Raw genomic sequence first — 18,966 nt, forward strand, 5'->3', positions numbered from 1 at the left:
TCATTGCCCCAATCTGAATAGCGCACATTATCAAGGCTGATCTCGCCATCACTGGGCGCAACTGCACCTGCGAGAATACGAGCTAGTGTGGTTTTCCCCGCACCTGAGGGGCCAATAATTCCAAGTGTTTGTCCAGCTTCTATCTCAAACGAGATGTCGTTTAAAATGGCTTGTTCACCGATTTTATAGCTTAATTTTTGCACTGATAGTTTGCCGTTTGGGGCAGGCAAAGCCAAGCGTTCACGGTTTGCTTGTGTGCTTTCCGCTAATGCCGTGAGAACAGTCGAAAGAGATTTTCTCGCTGTGGTTAGCGGCCGCCATGCTTGAATGAGTTGTTCCACAGGGCTCAAGGATCGAGACATGATAATAGATGCTGCAACAATGGATCCGGGGGACATGAGCCCTTGAACAGCAAGATAACCACCAAGTCCGATTGCTGTAGATTGCAGCGCTAAACGTACAAATTTAGTCAGTGCAGTAATCCGCCCGGTCGTGAGACTAACTTTTGCATGCCCATCTACAAATCCTACACGCTCTTCACTGCGCAAGCGGGTGAGGGGTTCCATCATGCCAAGCGTGTTGATTATATCCGAAGCACCATTGAGCGCAGTTTGATTGTTATAGTGTGATGTTTGGTCACTAAGAGCTTGTTTTGTGGCTTGGGCCGATGCCATATTGTTGATATACGCTAGTAATATCAAGAAGCTAACACCTGCTAGTGCGACGCCGCCCAAGATAGGGTGAATGATAAAACAGACGAAAATATATAAAGGTGTCCAAGGGGCATCACAAAGAGCTGTGATAGATGGTCCGGTGATCGTTTGGCGGATTTGATCAAAGTCCCTTAGGGCATTTTGGGTTGCCGCTGATGCGCCGTGCCGCATAGTGGATCTAATGACCGATTTTGCCCATTTACGGTCTAGTTCGATGGAAGCTCGGATCAAAATAGCGTTTCTAATGCGGTCTAAGATCGCAAGGACACCTAGAGACACAACTAAAATCAAACTCAAGAATACAAGTGTGTTTATACCGCCCGTGGTTAGTACACGATCGTAGACTTGAAGCATATAAAGGGAAGGGGCGAGAAAGAGCATATTGTAAAAAGCGGAGAACAGAGCGACGAGTCTGAAATGCTTTTTCACCGGTTTCATCAAGTCTAGTTGAGTCGTTGATGTTTGATCTGTTTCTGACATGTCCATTCCCATAAATCCCCAATAGGTTGAGAAGAATGAAGCACTTTTTATGCCAGAAACTCGATCGGAAATTATAACCTGTTAGCCATCTGAAATTGTCGACGGCTAACAGGTTTGGTATTGAGATTGGCTTAGAAAATTAAGTCATCCTGAAGAATGATAGGGTCAATGAGATTACCGTTTTCATCTATCCCGCCAAGGACATCAGCGAAGCTTAGTGCTACAGAAGTATCTAACTTCTCGCTTAGCATTGTATTTTCGGTATCTGTTTGAGTAGGAGCCATTATGTCAGAAATATTTACTGATAAATCAACAGGTTGCATAGCGAATGCAAGTGTTTCCATTATGTCTGGAGCAGTGATCTCCATCATGAATTCATCTGTGTCATCAAATGCCCAGTCTGCAGATTCTGATATGCCCGTCAGGCCATATTCTGCATTGAAAATGGCAGCATCATCGAGAGTGTAGGCATCGTTTCCATTGCCGTCCCCCATGATTGCGAAGTTGGCTAGGTTTGAAATACCAATGCCATCTAGATCAATGCGGAGGGTGTACCATGTGCCTGTTTCAATTGAGTTTGTGCCAGATTGACCGGTTTCCCCATCCAGGCTCCAGAATTCACTATTATTAGCATCAAGTGTTTTCTGTTTTCCGTTTGTGTCCCGTAGACGGAGGTAACCTGCGCTGCCGGCTTCTTTGAAGATGCGTAGTTCTAGAATAGCATTATCTGCATCAATAGCTTGTCCGCCAGAGATACGGAATCCAGCTTGCGACCATGATCCACCGACAACATCAATTTCACCGTTTTCAACAGTTGGTGTTGCCGCGCTACCTTCTTTCCACGCACTGACACCATCTGCAAATGCATCATCAAAGAGAATGCGGGTGGCGGAGGCGGGAGGTGGCACTTCATCATCAGCAATATTGAGCTCAAACACATCAGAGACGGTTTCGCTCCCATCATTAGCGGTGACGCGGATGTTGAGCGTGCCTTCAGAGCCTTCAGGTGGTATGCCAGTAAATACAGTGCCATCAAATGAGAGCCAAGCAGGTAGATCAGAGCCATCTTCAAGCGTGGCAGTGAATTCTAATGTGTCAGTTGCATCTACATCAGAGAAGGCATCAGCCGGCAGTGTGAAGCTGAAGGCTTCATTCTCAGTGGCGTCCTGATCCACAATCGGGTTGGACACAATAGGGGTATCATTTGCACCAGTGATTGTGAACGTCGCAGTCGCAGTGCTTGTTCCACCATTCCCATCTGAAATAGTGTAAGAGAAGCTGTCAGAAACAGTTTCACCAACCGCAAGATATTGGTATGCTGAAGTGTTAGTAACAGTGATGTATCCATTGCTTGATTCTAAATCTACATGCGAACCCATAGCGCTGTATTCATCAACAGCAATGATGGTAAGTGCGTCTTCATCAGCATCCGTGTCGTTTGCAAGTAACAGGGCGTGCCCCCATCCAAATCCGGCAGTGTCTTCATCAATATTTGATGGTAACGTGTCATCATTGGCCACGGGCGGTGTGTTTGGTTCACCTGTTGCGATGAGGCTAAAATTATCTAGTAGGGAACCACGCGTACCAGCTGATCCACCTGTTTCAGAGGCCAGTTCCTGAACGGTTAAACGATCTTCTCCACCTGTGCCGATGACGTTGAAGGTATATTGTGACCAGTCTTCTTCAGGACGGAAAGTGGCGATGATCTCGTCATTCCATAGAATTTGTATCGTCTGGTTTTCTGTTGTTTTGTCGTTTCTCAGGCGTGCATCAAAACTGAGTTCATAAGACTGCCCGATTTGTGTCTGCACATCCTGGTAGAGACCATCAACTGCATCGCCCACATCTAGTTCGAGGTGTTGCTCACCATCGGTCGCTTTAAAGCCGAGAAGGTCATTCCAGATTTCAATCTCACCACCATCAATGGCAGTCCAGCCTTCAATTGAGGTGTGGAAATTGTATGTTCCTGCCTCATGTTCAGGATTTTCAAAAGACCCGTTGATTAGAAGATTGCCAGCAGGTGGAGGTGGCACGTCATCATCAGCAATATTGAGCTCAAACACATCAGAGACGGTTTCGCTCCCATCATTAGCGGTGATGCGTATGTTGAGCGTGCCTTCAGAGCCGTCTGGCGGTGTCCCTATGAAGGTGGTGCCAATAAATGAGAGCCAAGCAGGTAGGTTAGAGCCATCTTCAAGCTTGGCAGTTAGCTCAAGTGTGTCCAGTTGGTCTCTGTCGTAGAATGTGTCTTCAGGTAGCGTGAAACTGAAGGCTTCATTTTCGGTCGCGTCTTGATCCACAATCGGGTTGGAGACAATGGGGCCTTGGTTCGTCCCTACGACAGTAAAGGACACGCTGGCCGTGTCGGTGCCGCCATTGCCATCAGATACAATATAGCTAAATGTCTCAGTAACAGTCTCACCTTCGGAAAGGTGTCCAAATGCCCCATTTGCCGAATAGTGGATTGAACCATCATTCTCTAAATAGGTAATTTGAGCACCACTTTCGGTGTAGTAAATATTGTCCGAACCAATATCTGGTGTCGGAACAATGCCTATAATGCTTAAGTTGTCACCATCTGCATCTGTATCATTCGATAGCAATTGAGTGATATCAAATTCGCCAGGAAGGTTCTCGTCAAATGTACCAGTATGTATGTCATCATTGGCCACGGGCGGTGTGTTTGGTTCACCTGTTGCGATGAGGCTAAAATTATCTAGTAGGGAACCACGCGTACCAGCTGATCCACCTGTTTCAGAGGCCAGTTCCTGAACGGTTAAACGATCTTCTCCACCTGTACCGATGACGTTGAAGGTATATTGTGACCAGTCTTCTTCTGGACGGAAAGTGGCGATGATTTCGTCATTCCATAGAATTTGTATCGTCTGGTTTTCTGTTGTTTTGTCGTTTCTCAGGCGTGCATCAAAACTGAGTTCATAAGACTGCCCGATTTGTGTCTGCACATCCTGATAGAGACCATCAACTGCATCGCCCACATCTAGTTCGAGGTGTTGCTCACCATCGGTCGCTTTAAAGCCGAGAAGGTCATTCCAGATTTCAATCTCACCACCATCAACGGCAGTCCAGCCTTCAATTGAGGTGTGGAAATTGTATGTTCCTGCCTCATGTTCAGGATTTTCAAAAGACCCGTTGATTAGAAGATTGCGATCAAGTTCTTGCAAATTCACAAGTTCATCTGCAAATTGAGCAAACTCAATATTTACTAAGGTATCAGTACCATCATTGCTCACGCCAGATATGTGAGAAACAATGTAGGCATTTTCAGCCGCGTTAAAAACGATGGAGTAATCGGCTCTGTTGCCAGAGAAAACAGCTGTATCTTCACCAGCACCACCGTCTAAGTAGTCGTCTCCACCGTTCCCGGTTAAAATATTGTCCACTTGGTTCCCAATAATGGAATCGTCACCTGATCCTGTTGTGGCATTTTCAATAATAGAGCCACGGGAAATACTTAGATTTCCTTTTAAGCCGCCCACATCGGAGATACCTTCTTCGCGAAGGTCGATATTATGCGTGCTGGAGTAGCTAAAAAAGTTGATTGTATCAATGCCGCCATCATCCACGATGGTAACGCTGGTTGCATTGCTACTTGTAACGAAATGATCATATATACTGCCAGCATTTGAGCCCTGACCGTATACAGTGTCACCAATAAGATTCTGGGATGTCGTGCCATAGAGATTTCTAATTGCGACAACATCCGCTACCATTGGTGTCATAATATATGCATAATCAGCATCGATAGTGGTGTTTTCTGTTTGAGAAAAGTACGACATAATCGTCGCTTGCCATGAGTCATTTGTGTAATGGTTGTCCTCGCCGTAGTCGGCAGCCCCATTGTAATTACCCGCATGGCCTAGTCCGAGAGCGTGACCGATTTCATGGATATACGTTTGAAAGCTATAGGAATCCAAAGAGTAACCGTAATAATCAATCCATGATGTTCCAATATTGATAAATGCGAAGTCCATGTTGGAACCGGTTGTATACGTCTGTGCGTAGGCACCGGAATATTCATCATCGAACACGATGTGAGCTGGTTCGGTTGTTTGAATAAATGTAAGTCCTGTCACTGCACTCCAAGTTTGGAGTGCATCATAAGCAAGTGATTGGCCAGCAGTAGTTAAATTGGAAATGTTGACAGATATTGAGCCGCCAACAGCTATGTCAAATGATCGAGCAGATCGGTTCGTATTATCCCAATAACCATCCGTGAGCTGAAGTGCTATCTGGTCCGCGGTAAAAAAAGGTAGATCGGCGTTTTGTTGACTGCTCAATTGATTATCCCCAACTTGCAAAAAGACTGTGTTTTTGGGATGCAAAAAATGCGCCACATTGCTAGTAATAAGGGGTTTGGCCGCGTGGCTCGTATGAGCAAGCGTTATCCTATTCGCCCTTCAGCGAAAAATCGTAAAATGAGTGATAAGCTACGCAAAAACCTAGATTTTCTTATGGTCTTGTGACGCATTCATGGATGACCTAGTGTGGGTGGTTAAGCTTATAAAGACGACATTTCTATATATTTCCGAGGGCCTATTTTGTGTCTGAATTTGGTTTGCTTGGCATTTTATTCCAATTGTATGGCTATAGCACCGAGCATGCCTGCATTATCACCTAATAAAGGGGTTCGAATGAGGTGTGAAGCTTGAGGAACGTTGCCGCGCAAATAATCGCCAAGGAGTGCTTCATATTGCTTTTGAATTTTGGGTAAGAATTGAGCAGCCAACATTAAACCACCCCCAAGAACAATGCGCTCTGGGCGGAAAGTTAGCGTTAGATTGAGGCATATCTGAGCAAGATAGTAAGCTTCAATATCCCAACCTTTATGATTTGTAGGAAGCTCTTTCGCAGATCCGTAGCGTTCCTCGAAAGCGGGAGCACATGCAAGCCCTTCGAGGCAATCATTATGGAAGCGGCAATAGCCTTTATAGTCTTGATCATCGATGTGGCGTTGAACTCGGATATGCCCCATTTCTGGGTGAAGGGGACTTCCCATGAATATACCATCTTGGACTAATCCAACACCAATACCTGTGCCAATAGTTACATAGGCCGCGCGGCGACAATTTTGCGCTGCTCCCCACCATAGCTCAGCAGCAATTGCAGAATTTACATCAGTGTTGACTATAGTTTTCAGGCCGAGTTTTTCTTCAAACTCTTTCTTCAGGTTCACATTGCTCCAATAAGGTTTGGGTGTGTTGAGGATGGAGCCATAAGTGTCACTCGCCTCATCAATATCCAAAGGACCAAAGGTAGCAATACCTAAACCTTCAAATTCAAGGTCATGCATTTGCTGCATGTCTTTGAAAAAGCCAACACATGACCGTATGGTTTCTTCTGGCTGAGTTGTTGGGAAACGCTGCGAGTAAAGGATCTGAGCGTCAGCTGTCGCAATAACGCATTTGAAAGTCGTGCCGCCTGCATCAATTCCAGCGTATATTTTATTATTTGAATTCGACATTTTGAGAGCCCCTTATCCGGTTGTTCCAGCTATCATAGCTCAAAATACAATCGTTTGTAAAGATATATTGCAATCGTTTGTATTTTGGTGTAGCGTAAAGTTAGCGGGAGATAAAAATGTTAAATAACAACACACAAGATAAGTCAGCATCCCATACGTTAATATCAGCTTTGACCTATGCGATGTTCTTCATGTTTGCCATGACGACAGATGCTGTAGGCGAAATCATAAAAATCGCTAAAGATGATATGGGGCTCACAAACACACAGGCTAGCGCATTTCACTGGTCAACTATGATAGCGATCGCTCTGAGCGGCGTCGGACTCGGCTTTGTTGCGGATCGGATTGGCCGTAAAAATGCTATCCTAATAGGACTGGGCGTATATGCTTTTGCTAGCGCTATGTTTATGATGGGGGAGTCGTTTTATCTCTATTTTGCCCTTCTCTTTGTATCTGGCTTAGCAATCGGGCTGTTTAAAACAGCAGCACTTGCTTTAATTGGTGATATCGCGTCTTCGACGGAACATCACACTGCTAAGATGAACGCTGTTGAGGGTTTTTTCGGTGTTGGAGCAATCATCGGACCGATGTTGGTCGTGGCGCTTACATCAGCAGGATTATCATGGACATGGCTATATTTAATCGCTGCGGGATTGTGTGTTGTCATGATGCTTGCAGCATTGTTCACCAAATACCCAGACTATGAAATTGCAGATAAAAATAAAGCTACCCTGGGGCACACGCTCTCTTTGTTGAAAAACAAATATGCGCTTGGATTCTCTTTTGGAATTGCAATGTATGTGGCTGCGGAAGTTGCGATATTTGTGTGGTTGCCGACATTTTTGGTTGGGTTTGAAGGTAGTAAGCCGGCTATGTGGTTTGCGGCCTATGCGGTCATGATTTTCTTTGTACTTCGCGCCGCAGGTCGTTTTTTAGGGGCGTGGATTCTGCAGCATTTTGACTGGAAGCCAGTAATACTTTGTTTTTCAGTCATAATTTTTGGATGTTTTCTAGGTAGTGCAATAATCGGCAAAAATGCTGCTGTTTATCTCCTGCCATTGTCGGGCTTATTCATGTCGATGATTTACCCAACTTTGAATTCCAAAGGCATTAGCTGCTTTCCCAAAACAGACCATGGTGCAGTTGCCGGTTTGATATTGTTCTTTACCGCTGCTTCTGCCGCTATTGGCCCGATCTTGATGGCTTTCGTGAGTGATCAATTCGGTGGAGGAGACATGCGAATTGGGTTCCTACTTGCGACTGGTTTTACAGGCGTTTTATTCCTGCTTGCTTTGTATAATTGGAAGTATCACCCAGCCGAACGCGCGCTCTTCGAAGCAAATGAAACAGAGTATGGCACAGAAGGAGTGGCGACATGAATGCACAATTAAAAGATATTACGACGCCACCTGCTGCGATGACCTTTGAAAATGGGATTAAACATCCAGATTTGTGGCTATGGGATTCATGGACTTGCCAGATAGGTAAGCAGTTGAATCTATATTGTCTTGCTATGCCAAGAATAGATGTTCGCGGCGAAGCTATTTTGCCAGAACACCGTAATAATCATCGGTTTCATGTGCGCCGCTTTGCGAGTGAAGATAATGGTGCAACTTGGACAGACTTTGGCTCGGTGCAAACACCGTCTCAGCTTGAAGATAGAAGTGATTCCAGAAATGTGTGGAGTGGTTCTGTGACACAGCTGGGTGATGGCCGTGTCTTATATGGCTTCACAGGTATAATGGAATGTGCCGATAATCGTCCTTTTGTTCAGTCAATATGTGTTGGAAGTGCTGATTCTATTGATGATGAGATCAAGATTCAGAGCACATCAATATCCTCATCGCTTTTTCAATATGATGAGATTATCACTGCCGGATATTATTTAGGTCCCAAGCCAACTTTGGGCGATGGACTGGGAGAAGAGGGCGGACCAATTTTGGCTTGGCGCGACCCATTCGCCATTCAAGATGGTGAGGGCGTTATACATTTATATTGGTCAGCAAAAGTTGGCCCCGACCGTCCAGCGATCGCGCGCGCGACTTTAGAAGAGCGCGACAATGGTTTTCAGGTTAAAACATTATTCCCACCTGTGTGCCTGCCGGATTCTGAATTGGTCACGCAGGCAGAAGTACCTAAAGTATATCCGTTAGGTGATACCGGTAGTTATCTTCTGGTTATCTCAGCGTGTGACAGCAGGTATGAGGGCCAACCAGTTGATGAAATAACAAAGGTGCAACGCTTTTATATATCAGAGGATTTAAACGGCCCGTGGAGATCATATTCAACCGACGGCAGTTTGGTTCCGGGGTGTGAGTTTTTGTTCGGTGGTAGTGTCACACAATATAATGCAGATAGGCATTCGGTGAATTTTATTGCGCCTTACACCGAAATGGCAAATGACGATGTTCAGCTTTCTTTTGGGCCGATTATCGAAATACCACTGAAATAATCTGGTTGGTGGACTATTTTAGTCCACCACACGATTCTCTGACGATAAGTTTTGTGGGCGTCACAGCGGATTCAACTTTTTCTCCTGCGACCTTCTTCAGCAATAGGTCCACAAGCAACTCGCCACCTAAGCTAATGTTTTGATTGATTGTGGTGAGAGATGGTGTCAGGATTTTAGCTTGTCCAATGTCATCATAGCCGACGACAGACACATCATCTGGTACGGACAAATCACAAGCTCTTAAAGCATGAATGGCGGCAATTGCCAGCACATCTGATGCTGCAAAAACAGCATCAAAATTGGCTCCGCCTTTATGAAAACTAATAAGTTTTTCAAATGCTGTAAGCCCAGAAAAGTCCAATTCTAAGATTAATTCAGGGGCATGTTCCATACCTTTTTGCGAATGGGCTTTGACAAGCCCTTGATACCTTAATTCCACCTCTGGCAAACTACGATCTCCTAGAAATAGGATGCGCTTGCGGCCAAGATTTAGGAGGTGTTCTGCCGCTGTGCGGCCGCCTTCAATATTGTCACTACCAACCAATGTGTATGTTTGGTTTTCTGTCGATCCACCCCAGACGACTATATTTTTGGCTTCATTGCCAAGGTTCTTAAGGCGTTCATCGCGTCCCGCTTGACCAATGATGATCAATCCATCGGCTCGCCCAGTTTGCAATAAGCGCTGCTCGGAGACTTTCGTTTCTTCTTGAGGAACGCTAACGATAAGATCAAAACCGCGCTTTGAAGCAGCGTGAGATACTGCCCCCACCATTTCGAGGAAAAACGGATCGGAAATGGTTTGCCCAGATTCAGGAGAAAGCGGGATGACTATCCCGATCGCGCGACTAGATTGTTTTCTGAGATTGCGCGCTGATGCATTGACAACATAGCCAATTTCATCCGCTATTTTTAAGATACGTTCTCTCGTGTTTTCTTTAACGACCGAGCTACCATTTAGTGCGCGAGATACGGTTGAAATATCTACCTCTGCCATCTTAGCAAGATCTACCATAGTGGCGCGTTTTCCAGATTTTGGCATTCTTGTAGACTCCAATACGGCCCGTTTTGACTAAATTTTAAATAAGGTAAAATCCAGTCATTTGTTTAGACTAAACTCCATTGGCTCACATTATTAAAAGCATAATAACGTGCAATGACTGTTGCCGAGATTTCACAAATACCATACCTTTTTATCAATGCAAACGATTGGATGAAGATATGAAACAAGACAATAATTCTCATCATATTGTCATCGTGGGTGGGGGCACAGCGGGGTGGCTTTCGGCTGCGTTTCTATCGAGCCAGTTAAAGAATCGATTTCAAAAAAATGTAAACATTACATTGGTTGAAGCGTCCGATATTGCAACAATAGGCGTGGGTGAGGCGACCATTCCCTCACTTAGGCAAACCCTTAGTGCATGTGGCATAGACGAGCGCGAATTTCTAAAAGCGTGCGATGCGACTTTTAAGCATGGTATTGAGTTTATCCAATGGCGGGAAACGCCGGCCAAAGCGCCTGCGGAAAGTTACTTTCATCCTTTTGGTGAGCTTGTGTCAGTTGAGGGCCACAATCCTGCTCATCAATGGTCAAAACTTGGAAAGGATCAGAGAGAGGGTTTCGCTGATCTGTTTTCGGTTCAGCCGGAAATTGCAAAATTAGGCAGAGCACCTAAGCATTCCAACGATCGCGCTTATGATGGGGCGTTGGCTTATGCATACCATCTTGATGCAGGAAAGTTGGTTGAGTTTTTAAAAGCAAAATTCAGGGACGTTAGCGTCAAGCAAATTATCGGAAAAGTCGTGGGTGCCTCATCCTCTGAAAATGGAAATTTTTCGTCAGTGCAGCTTGATGATGGACGAAGCATTGAAGGCGATTTCTTTATTGATTGTACTGGTTTTGCGGCGCGCCTTATAAATGCTGATCAAGAGAATGAGTTTATCGATAAATCATCAATCTTGTTCGTCAATCGCGCTGTGACAACGCGTATTCCGGTCGAGGATAAACGCGACATTACTGGATATACCAAATGCACTGCGCAAACAGCTGGTTGGATATGGGATATCGCCTTGCAAACTCGGCGCGGTATAGGACACGTCTTTAGTACGCGGCATATGAATGATGAAGATGCGGTCCAATGTTTAGCAAACTACACGGGCAAGCCTATAGAAGACCTAGATGTGCGGTTTCTTGATATGAAGACTGGGTATCACGCACACCAATGGCGAAAAAATTGTGTGGCTGTGGGTTTATCGAGCGGTTTTTTAGAACCTCTTGAATCCACAGGTATTTATCTGATTGAAATGGCCAATTGGGCGCTTCTTGATATGTTGCCGCGTTTCTTTTCGGGGGCGCAACCGCAAGAGCGCTATAATGAAGCCATGAGACTTCACTATGAAAACATCGTCGATTTTTTAAAGCTGCACTATTGTTTGTCCAATCGTGATGACAGTGATTTTTGGACGGAAAATAGGGGGCCGCAAACAGTCCCTGAAACACTTAAACAAAAGCTGCATCAATGGCAAAACAGTGTGCCTAGCGTGTATGATTTTGATCGCCGGATTCAGTGCTTTTCAGAAAACAATTATCAGTTTGTTTTGTATGGAATGGGGTGGTCAGGACATGATTGCGTTCAGCCATTAAACAATGACATTCAACAAATGCTTGATGCTCTTGCCGTGCGACGAGAGCGATTGCGCCAATTTGTTTTAAGGGATACGCAGGCTAACCTAGATTTTTACTAGAGGTCTCTTCTTCCAAACTTTTTTCAATTCATATTGCGAAAAAATACCCCAATCACAAGCGTGATTGGGGTTTAGTAAATTCCGGACCCTGGGGACAATTGAAGCGGACCCGGGAGGGAAAAGCCTTAGAATGTATAACGCAGGCTTGCAGATGCCGTTCTGCCCTGAATTGAACGTCCGATTGTTGTATCAAGCAGCCCGTCACCATTTGTATCCCAACCATCACGGCCATCATTTGCTGATTCCGTGATACCTGCTTCGTCAGTGAGGTTGTTGATGTTTAGGCCAAGCTCTAGTGAGTCTGTTAAGCTGAACGCTGCATTCAAGTTGAATACGGAGTAGCCATCTTGTGTGAGCGTGTTGGAGTCATTTGCGTAACTGTCTGTTGTTCCAACCCAGCTTGCGCCAATGCGGAAACGGTCGAATGAGTAGCTTGGACTAATCGCCCAGATCACATCCGCCTGACGTTGAGGTTTGTTACCTGTTAGAGCTGTGTCAGCCACGAGTGACCCGTCATTTGCAATGTTAGAGGCTGATGTAATCTCTGCATCAGTGTATGTCATCGTTGCAAATAGGTCGAAGTTTCCAACATTGTAGCGACCTTCAAGTTCAAGACCCATCGCTTCATATTCACGTACACGGCCTGATGGAGGTGTGATTGTGAGGTTGGATTCTTCAGTCTCTGAGAAGAATACAGTTGCATAAAGGTCTGCACTACCTGATGCGATGTTTAGATCTTGCCATTTTGTACCAATTTCATATTGGTCGACTACATCAACATATGCATCATCGCCACCATCGTTGAGTGCGCCGCCTGCATCACGCACACCAAAGTCGAGTGCGCGGTCAAAGTTGAATGATGCACCGCTAGAAGCGCGACCAAATATGGATACATTATCAGTGATGAGGTAGTTTGCACCAACAGACCAAGCTGTGTGATCCACTTCAAGGTTTGCAATTGCGCCTATTGTGCCATTGTTAAGTGAAACAGATGCTTCTGAGCCTGTGATGACACCGTCATTGTTGACGTCAAAGTCGCCACCAGCTGCCTCTGTCCGGATACCATTTTGTTTCATGTTATCCATACGCACACTTGCATCAAATGTCAGTGGGCCAGTTGCGTAGTTGATACCAATGAATGGTGAGCTAACTTCAGCTTCAAGATCGTAATTTCTGTTAGACCCATCCCAGCCAAATGCTTGGTTCACACCGTGGATACCGTTGACGGAACCTGGTGTTGAAATAAGAACGGCGTCATTTTCTGTTGTCGTGCGAATTTCGCTCCAGTGCCAGTCTTGTTTGAATGATTGGCTCATGAAGAAGTGACCAAGAACAACATCTAAAGTGCCGCCATTGAAGTCTATGGTTTTTGTCAAACGCATGTCGTTTGCAAAATTGTTCAAGTCTTCTAGGTCAACATTGAAGATTGCAACGTTTGATACGACACCGTTTGGCAGGTTGGCCGCTGTCACAGCTTCGCCAGCGTTAGGTCCATTATAGTATGTTGAGCCCGGAATATCTTCGGCAAGTGTGACGCCGTTTGAGAAGCCACCAAGGAATTCACCGGAGATAATTTGGTATCTGGCTTTGTTGTCGAATGTGAAACCGTCGCCCAGATCAAAGTTTGCGTGTGCTGCAATCGATTTTACTTCGTGGTTCAAACCGTCAGCAAGATCGTAATTGTCTAAATTGCCTTGACCATCAACACCTTGTCCAAAGCGTGTGTAGTTTGAATAAATTGAATGATCAGCTGCATCGAAGCTGCCTAGGCTTGTGCCAACCGTTCCATTCCCGTTGCCATCATCTGTACGAGATACGAGCTGTGGGAAGTAGGCTGCATCTGATTTCTTCAACCATTTACCAGTTACAGTAATCTTACCGTTGTCGAATAGTTTCGTCAGTGAAGTGCGAAGCTGGCCACCGGAAATTGCATCATAACCTGAATCGCGGAAGTCTCCACCTTGCTGGAAGTGTCCGCCAATGTGGTAATACATGTCTTCAGAGATGTCGCCGCCATATTCCGCATCTATACGGAAATCATCATGGTCTAGGCCGTAGTTTAGAGCGATGCTTCCGCCTGCAATTTCACCTGTTTTACCGATGAAGTTTACAATACCACCTGCACCATTGGTTGTGAGTGTAGACGCTGTACCACCACGAACAGATTCAACGCGCGCCAGTGTGCCATCTACTTTGAAGAAACCATCAGCAGGAGCGAAGTTGCTGTCACCAAACAACAGGACAGGAAGCCCATCTTCTTGGAAAGAAAGGTATTTTGCACCACCTGTTGAAATAGGGATACCGCGAACGTTGATGTTTGAGTTACCACCACCTGAAGAGCTTTCAGTACGAATACCAGGGAGCTGTCTTAGAACTTCAGCTGTGTTGCGAGGAACAGCGCCTTGTACTTCATCAAGATCTAGAGAGCTGACAGAAATACTTGAGTCGATTTTGTTTTGACCAGCGGAGCTAAAAGTACCTGTCACGACGATTGTGTCTAGGCGAGCCCTATCTTCAGTGGCTGCTTCAGCGTTGTCTTGAGCGTGTGCTGCCATTGGAGCGGCAAATGCTAGCGTTGCAACTGACGCAAATAAGTAGTGTCTAGATCTCATAATTTTGACTCCCCGTCATGATTATATTCGAGCAACGAATGTTACTTCTCTAATTCTTGCGATCCTACATACGCACAAATACAAACGTTTGCAATACAAAATACAAACGTTTGTATTTGGTGTTGCAAAAATGAAACATGTTATTGTGAGGCGTGGGGACGGGAAAAGTTATGTCAAAGGGAGTTTGGGGGGTCAGCTTTAACAGGGAGGGGGAGAACGTCCCAAAGATGATGACGCGCTTATAAGTGCTCACTTTCTAGCTTGCTGAATTGCAGCTAAAAATCATTTGGCACATCATCTGATTTTTAAGGCGCAGACTATGATCTCATAAGATAGATTATGTGCAATTTAACAAGTATATCAGCTGGATATTGTCTTTAATTGAAAACCTGTTAACACAAATTTCTTCCTGAGTTGTACATAGAAAAATGTTGGAGTTCCATTATGGATTTTAAAGCTGATCTCAGGAAATGGACTGACATCGCTGTTATATGTCTGGCAATGTTAGTTGTCTTTTTCGTGGTCAACATAATTCACTTCAGGTTTTTTGAAGTCAGCGTCATTTTATATTCTTGTATTGTAGACATTATCATAGCGGCTGTAATTGTCGTTCCGATAGCCTATTGGTATTATAAAAATAAACGCCAAACACTTAATTCTATAGAATTTTCAATGGCTTTTCTGTTGGCAAGTTCGGCGTTAACTTTATACGCTGTTATGGGACCAACAGTTATTGACCGTTCGCTGTCTATCTACATTGTTGAGAAATTAAACCAGCGCGGTGGCGACGTGGCTTTTGATGCGTTCGAAGATATATTTGTAAAAGAATATATGCCCGAATATAGCTTGGTAGATGTCCGGTTAACTGAGCAATTTGCGTCTGGAACAGTACGGCGTGATGGTGAGTGTGTTGTTCTGACGGAGCGCGGTAAATCACTGGCTAATTTTATGAATGGCTATAGGCGTCTTCTTCTTCCGCGCAAACGGAATTTAATGGGAGAGATTACGGATCGCCTCACCCGCCCATTTGATAATACTGAACAGGTTGTCGATGTGAGTTGCAACCGCGCCACAAAGTCCGCTGAATAAAGCTGCGATAGAGCATCCTTTGATCGTTTAATCATCTATATTTTCAAGAGAGTTATTTGAATGCAGAAGCCACAAAAATTCTTTATCGTCACACCTGTACTGGATGATTGGGAATCTCTTGATAAACTGATTGAAGATATTAGTGCACAGCCTGAGTTGGCGCCGCACGATATTCGGATTCTGGCTGTGGATGATGGATCCAGTGCCTATGAGCGGCCAAACCCTGAACGTTTAGTTGGTCCCATTAAGGAAATCGTTGTTGCTCACCTTAGAGCAAACCAAAGCCATCAACGGGCGATCGCCTTAGGCATGGCGTATGTCAAAGAACATTATAGTGAATTTAGCGTTTTGGTTATGGATAGTGATGGTGAAGACCGTCCCGAAGAAGTCGCACAACTTGTTGAGCGCGCTGCGGACAAACCAAATTCTATTATCGTTGCTCGTAGACGTAAACGTTCAGAAGGGACGCAATTTAGAGCGGGGTATTGGGTTTATAAGCTCTTGTTTTCTTTGTTGACTGGGAAAGATATCTCGTTTGGGAATTTTTCATTCATTCCGCAGTCGAAAATTGATAATGTCATTTATAATTCGAACATCTGGAATAATTTTGCCGCGACAATTTTGAGAAGTCGCGTCCCCATCGAGTTTGTCGAAACAGATCGTGGAACGCGGTATTTTGGGGAATCGCGTATGAATGTGACATCATTGATGGTGCATGGTCTCAGTGCCATTGCTGTTTTCAGTGATATTGTTATTAGCCGTCTTATCATAGCTTTGACGGGTATGTTTGTTCTATTTTCTTTTGGAATATTGGCAGTAATCGCAGCTAAGTTTGCAGTCGATTATTACAATATCCCAGGTCTATTTCTACCAGGTTATGCGACGAATATTATTCTCGCCCTCGTCAACATTCTAGTCAGCTCACTATTTATCGGATTGTTGATGATACTGAACCTTCTAACAACGAGAAGTCAGGCAACAGCATTACCAAGTCAGCTGATGGTTGAGCTTATTGGCAAAGTTGAAACAATTACGCTTAGTGAAAAAGCAAATTAGACGTGAGTGATATTCTTGAAAAACTTCCATTGGAAAAGTTTGGGCTGAATGCAGACCAAGCGAAGAAATTGATTCGCTTTGTTCTTGTTGGAGGGGTGAATACACTCCTCTATTTAGGCTTAGCAATAGGGTTTCATGAATTTGGTTTGTCGCTGGATTTATCACATGCTTTGGCTTTATTCCTAAGCTTGGTGACGTCCTATCTTGGGCATAAAATATTTACATTTGAAGTTAAGGGTCAGCACAAAAAATCTGGTTTCCGATTTGTCATCGCAACAATACTAATAATGCTGACTCAATACGGCTTGATTGTATTGCTAAAACAGACTCATTTAGCTGCAAATCTTATTCTGTTGGCGAGTTCAGTTTACTACCCAATATCCAGTTTTATAATACATAATTGCTGGACGTTTCGATTGAAGACGTCGCCCCAATCACCATAAAATTCTTATAGATAGAATTGGGCAGGACTTAAACTTGTTGAATACACGATGTTATTTGAAGAGACAGCATTGATCTGATTTAAGGTTACTGTATAGGGTTTAACAAGTTCACGGTATTTAGATGTCACTGGTGGGAATAATATGCAGTATGCTAGAAAACGAGTTCTAGTGAGTGGGGGTGCAGGTTTTCTTGGTTCACACTTAATAGATAGACTTCTAGAACGTGGTGATGAAGTTATCTGTCTGGACAATTTGTTTACAGGTGACAAACGCAATATAGAACATTTATTCGGCAATCCTCGTTTTGAATTTATTCGGCACGATGTCTGTTTCCCGATCTATCTTGAGGTCGATGAAATCTACAATTTGGCGTGTCCTGCCTCCCCTATTCATTATCAACACGATCCGGTGCAAACCACGAAGACATCCGTGCATGGTGCGATTAATATGCTGGGTCTTGCAAAGCGGATTGGTGCTAAGATTTTTCAGGCATCGACAAGTGAGGTATATGGCGATCCAAATGTTCATCCGCAAAAAGAAGAATATTGGGGCAATGTGAACCCTATCGGTATCCGGTCATGCTATGATGAAGGAAAGCGTTGCGCTGAAACTTTGTTTTTCGACTATCACCGTCAACATGGTTTAGAAATTAAAGTCGCACGTATTTTCAATACATATGGTCCTCGCATGAACCCAGAAGATGGCCGCGTTGTTTCCAACTTCATTATGCAAGCGCTTAAAGGCGAGGACATTACTTTATATGGTGATGGACTTCAGACACGCTCGTTTTGCTATCGTGATGACCTTGTTGAAGCGTTTCTGAGAATTATGGACACACCCAAAGAGGTTTCTGGGCCAATCAATATTGGTAATCCGGGTGAGTTTACGATCAAGCAGCTTGCCGAATTGGTTGTGAAACTTACAAATTCATCTTCTAAATTGATATATCTTCCATTGCCTCAAGATGATCCTATGCAGCGCCAGCCTGATATTTCTAAGGCTAAATCTCTTTTGGACTGGGAACCTAAAGTCAAATTAGAGGATGGATTAATCAGTACGATTTCCTACTTTGATGAGCTTTTAAAAAGCAGTTGATCGCAGCGCTCGAGGATATGGATAGCAAGTCAAATCTATATTCCTGAAATTTAAATAACGTAAAAAGCTGAGGAACCACGATGCAACTTTCTTTGGTTATTCCTTGCTATAATGAAGGTGAAGGCTTACCGAAATTGGTAAGCCGTTGTCAGGAAGTTATAGAAAAAATTGATGGTGAAATTATTCTCGTGAATAATGGGTCCACAGATAATACATCTGAGCTTCTTCAAACCCTGACATCTGACACTCCCCGTATCCGCATTGTTGATGTGGAGGTGAACCAAGGCTACGGGTTTGGTATATTATCAGGTCTTCAGGCTGCCAAAGGTGACATTATTGGATGGACGCATGCAGATATGCAAACAGATCCAATGGATGTGATTGAAGGGCTAAAGTTATTTGAAAAAGACGATCATCCTGAGCAGCTTTTTGTAAAAGGGCGTCGATATGGCCGGCCATTGTCCGATCGTGTCTTTACGATGGGAATGAGTGTTTTCGAAATATTGTTACTTGGCCATTTCCTGTCAGATGTGAATGCTCAACCGACTTTATTTTCTCGAAAATTCTGGGATACATTGTCTAATCCTCCACGTGATTTTTCGATTGATTTGTTCGCTTATGCGAGTGCAAAAAAACAAAAATTGCGCGTGCGTAAGTTCCCCGTCAATTTTGCTGTTCGTGAACATGGTGAGTCCAGTTGGAACATCAATTGGGCGGGAAAATATAAGTTTATTAAAAGAACACTAGATTATAGCTTTCGTCTGAGGCAATCATTTTCAAACAATTCGAGTAAGAGTTGATT

13 protein-coding genes are annotated in these 18,966 nt (G+C 44.2%); 8 read left to right on the plus strand and 5 right to left on the minus strand.

Annotated elements, in window-relative coordinates:
- From AC5EF3_RS14060 to AC5EF3_RS14070, 3 genes are all read right to left on the minus strand, one after another.
- On the minus strand, nt 1-1,193 hold a 1,193-nt coding region (locus AC5EF3_RS14060; RefSeq protein WP_493548496.1), incomplete at its 3' end, for an ATP-binding cassette domain-containing protein.
- 131 nt (nt 1,194-1,324) lie between these two features.
- A complete protein-coding gene (locus tag AC5EF3_RS14065) occupies nt 1,325-5,491 on the minus strand; it encodes a putative Ig domain-containing protein (RefSeq protein ID WP_493548497.1) in 4,167 nt (1,388 codons plus the stop codon).
- Nucleotides 5,492-5,781: 290 nt separating this feature from the next.
- Nucleotides 5,782-6,675, minus strand: a complete 894-nt coding sequence (locus AC5EF3_RS14070) for an ROK family protein (RefSeq protein WP_493548498.1) — start codon at nt 6,673-6,675, stop codon at nt 5,782-5,784.
- 116 nt (nt 6,676-6,791) lie between these two features.
- Here AC5EF3_RS14070 and AC5EF3_RS14075 point away from each other — a divergent pair, with 116 nt between their 5' ends.
- Together AC5EF3_RS14075 and AC5EF3_RS14080 are read left to right on the plus strand one after the other, a co-directional pair.
- On the plus strand, nt 6,792-8,054 hold the full coding sequence (locus AC5EF3_RS14075; protein WP_493548499.1) for an MFS transporter: 1,263 nt from the start codon (nt 6,792-6,794) through the stop codon (nt 8,052-8,054).
- The gene (locus AC5EF3_RS14080) at nt 8,051-9,127 is read left to right on the plus strand and encodes a glycoside hydrolase family protein (RefSeq protein WP_493548500.1); all 1,077 of its coding nucleotides are present in this window, start codon (nt 8,051-8,053) and stop codon (nt 9,125-9,127) included. The genes AC5EF3_RS14075 and AC5EF3_RS14080 overlap by 4 nt, the downstream gene beginning before the upstream one ends.
- Nucleotides 9,128-9,140: 13 nt before the next feature.
- Here the strand turns inward: AC5EF3_RS14080 and AC5EF3_RS14085 are convergent, their stop codons facing one another.
- Nucleotides 9,141-10,166: a LacI family DNA-binding transcriptional regulator gene (locus AC5EF3_RS14085; RefSeq protein ID WP_493548501.1), complete on the minus strand. Its 1,026-nt coding sequence runs from the start codon at nt 10,164-10,166 to the stop codon at nt 9,141-9,143.
- A gap of 179 nt (nt 10,167-10,345) precedes the next feature.
- Here AC5EF3_RS14085 and AC5EF3_RS14090 point away from each other — a divergent pair, with 179 nt between their 5' ends.
- Entirely contained in the window at nt 10,346-11,869 is a 1,524-nt protein-coding gene (locus AC5EF3_RS14090) for a tryptophan halogenase family protein (RefSeq protein WP_493548502.1), read from the plus strand.
- A gap of 125 nt (nt 11,870-11,994) precedes the next feature.
- Here AC5EF3_RS14090 and AC5EF3_RS14095 read toward each other — a convergent pair whose 3' ends face one another.
- Nucleotides 11,995-14,481 (minus strand): TonB-dependent receptor domain-containing protein, encoded by a 2,487-nt coding sequence (locus AC5EF3_RS14095; RefSeq protein ID WP_493548503.1) that lies wholly within the window; start codon nt 14,479-14,481, stop codon nt 11,995-11,997.
- Nucleotides 14,482-15,153: 672 nt separating this feature from the next.
- Here AC5EF3_RS14095 and AC5EF3_RS14100 point away from each other — a divergent pair.
- From AC5EF3_RS14100 to AC5EF3_RS14120, 5 genes are all read left to right on the plus strand, one after another.
- Nucleotides 15,154-15,570 (plus strand): hypothetical protein, encoded by a 417-nt coding sequence (locus AC5EF3_RS14100; protein ID WP_493548504.1) that lies wholly within the window; start codon nt 15,154-15,156, stop codon nt 15,568-15,570.
- A gap of 60 nt (nt 15,571-15,630) precedes the next feature.
- A complete protein-coding gene (locus AC5EF3_RS14105; protein ID WP_012778258.1) occupies nt 15,631-16,626 on the plus strand; it encodes a glycosyltransferase in 996 nt (331 codons plus the stop codon).
- Nucleotides 16,627-16,628: 2 nt separating this feature from the next.
- Nucleotides 16,629-17,069, plus strand: coding sequence for a GtrA family protein (locus AC5EF3_RS14110; protein WP_493548505.1), 441 nt, complete (start codon nt 16,629-16,631; stop codon nt 17,067-17,069).
- Nucleotides 17,070-17,210: 141 nt separating this feature from the next.
- Nucleotides 17,211-18,164, plus strand: a complete 954-nt coding sequence (locus AC5EF3_RS14115; RefSeq protein WP_012778260.1) for a UDP-glucuronic acid decarboxylase family protein — start codon at nt 17,211-17,213, stop codon at nt 18,162-18,164.
- Between the two features lie 80 nt (nt 18,165-18,244).
- Nucleotides 18,245-18,964 (plus strand): glycosyltransferase family 2 protein, encoded by a 720-nt coding sequence (locus AC5EF3_RS14120; protein ID WP_493548506.1) that lies wholly within the window; start codon nt 18,245-18,247, stop codon nt 18,962-18,964.
- The last annotated feature ends 2 nt before the right edge of the window (nt 18,965-18,966 follow it).

The sequence above is a fragment of the Hirschia sp. genome, from assembly GCF_058892565.1.

What these genes read in the sequence shown, in the direction of transcription:
- AC5EF3_RS14070 (WP_493548498.1), bottom strand. Translation starts at nt 6,675, where the DNA reads ATGTCGAATTCAAATAATAAAATATACGCTGGAATTGATGCAGGCGGC.
- AC5EF3_RS14075 (WP_493548499.1), top strand. Translation starts at nt 6,792, where the DNA reads ATGTTAAATAACAACACACAAGATAAGTCAGCATCCCATACGTTAATA.
- AC5EF3_RS14080 (WP_493548500.1), top strand. Translation starts at nt 8,051, where the DNA reads ATGAATGCACAATTAAAAGATATTACGACGCCACCTGCTGCGATGACC.
- AC5EF3_RS14085 (WP_493548501.1), bottom strand. Translation starts at nt 10,166, where the DNA reads ATGCCAAAATCTGGAAAACGCGCCACTATGGTAGATCTTGCTAAGATG.
- AC5EF3_RS14090 (WP_493548502.1), top strand. Translation starts at nt 10,346, where the DNA reads ATGAAACAAGACAATAATTCTCATCATATTGTCATCGTGGGTGGGGGC.
- AC5EF3_RS14095 (WP_493548503.1), bottom strand. Translation starts at nt 14,481, where the DNA reads ATGAGATCTAGACACTACTTATTTGCGTCAGTTGCAACGCTAGCATTT.
- AC5EF3_RS14100 (WP_493548504.1), top strand. Translation starts at nt 15,154, where the DNA reads ATGGCTTTTCTGTTGGCAAGTTCGGCGTTAACTTTATACGCTGTTATG.
- AC5EF3_RS14105 (WP_012778258.1), top strand. Translation starts at nt 15,631, where the DNA reads ATGCAGAAGCCACAAAAATTCTTTATCGTCACACCTGTACTGGATGAT.
- AC5EF3_RS14115 (WP_012778260.1), top strand. Translation starts at nt 17,211, where the DNA reads ATGCAGTATGCTAGAAAACGAGTTCTAGTGAGTGGGGGTGCAGGTTTT.
- AC5EF3_RS14120 (WP_493548506.1), top strand. Translation starts at nt 18,245, where the DNA reads ATGCAACTTTCTTTGGTTATTCCTTGCTATAATGAAGGTGAAGGCTTA.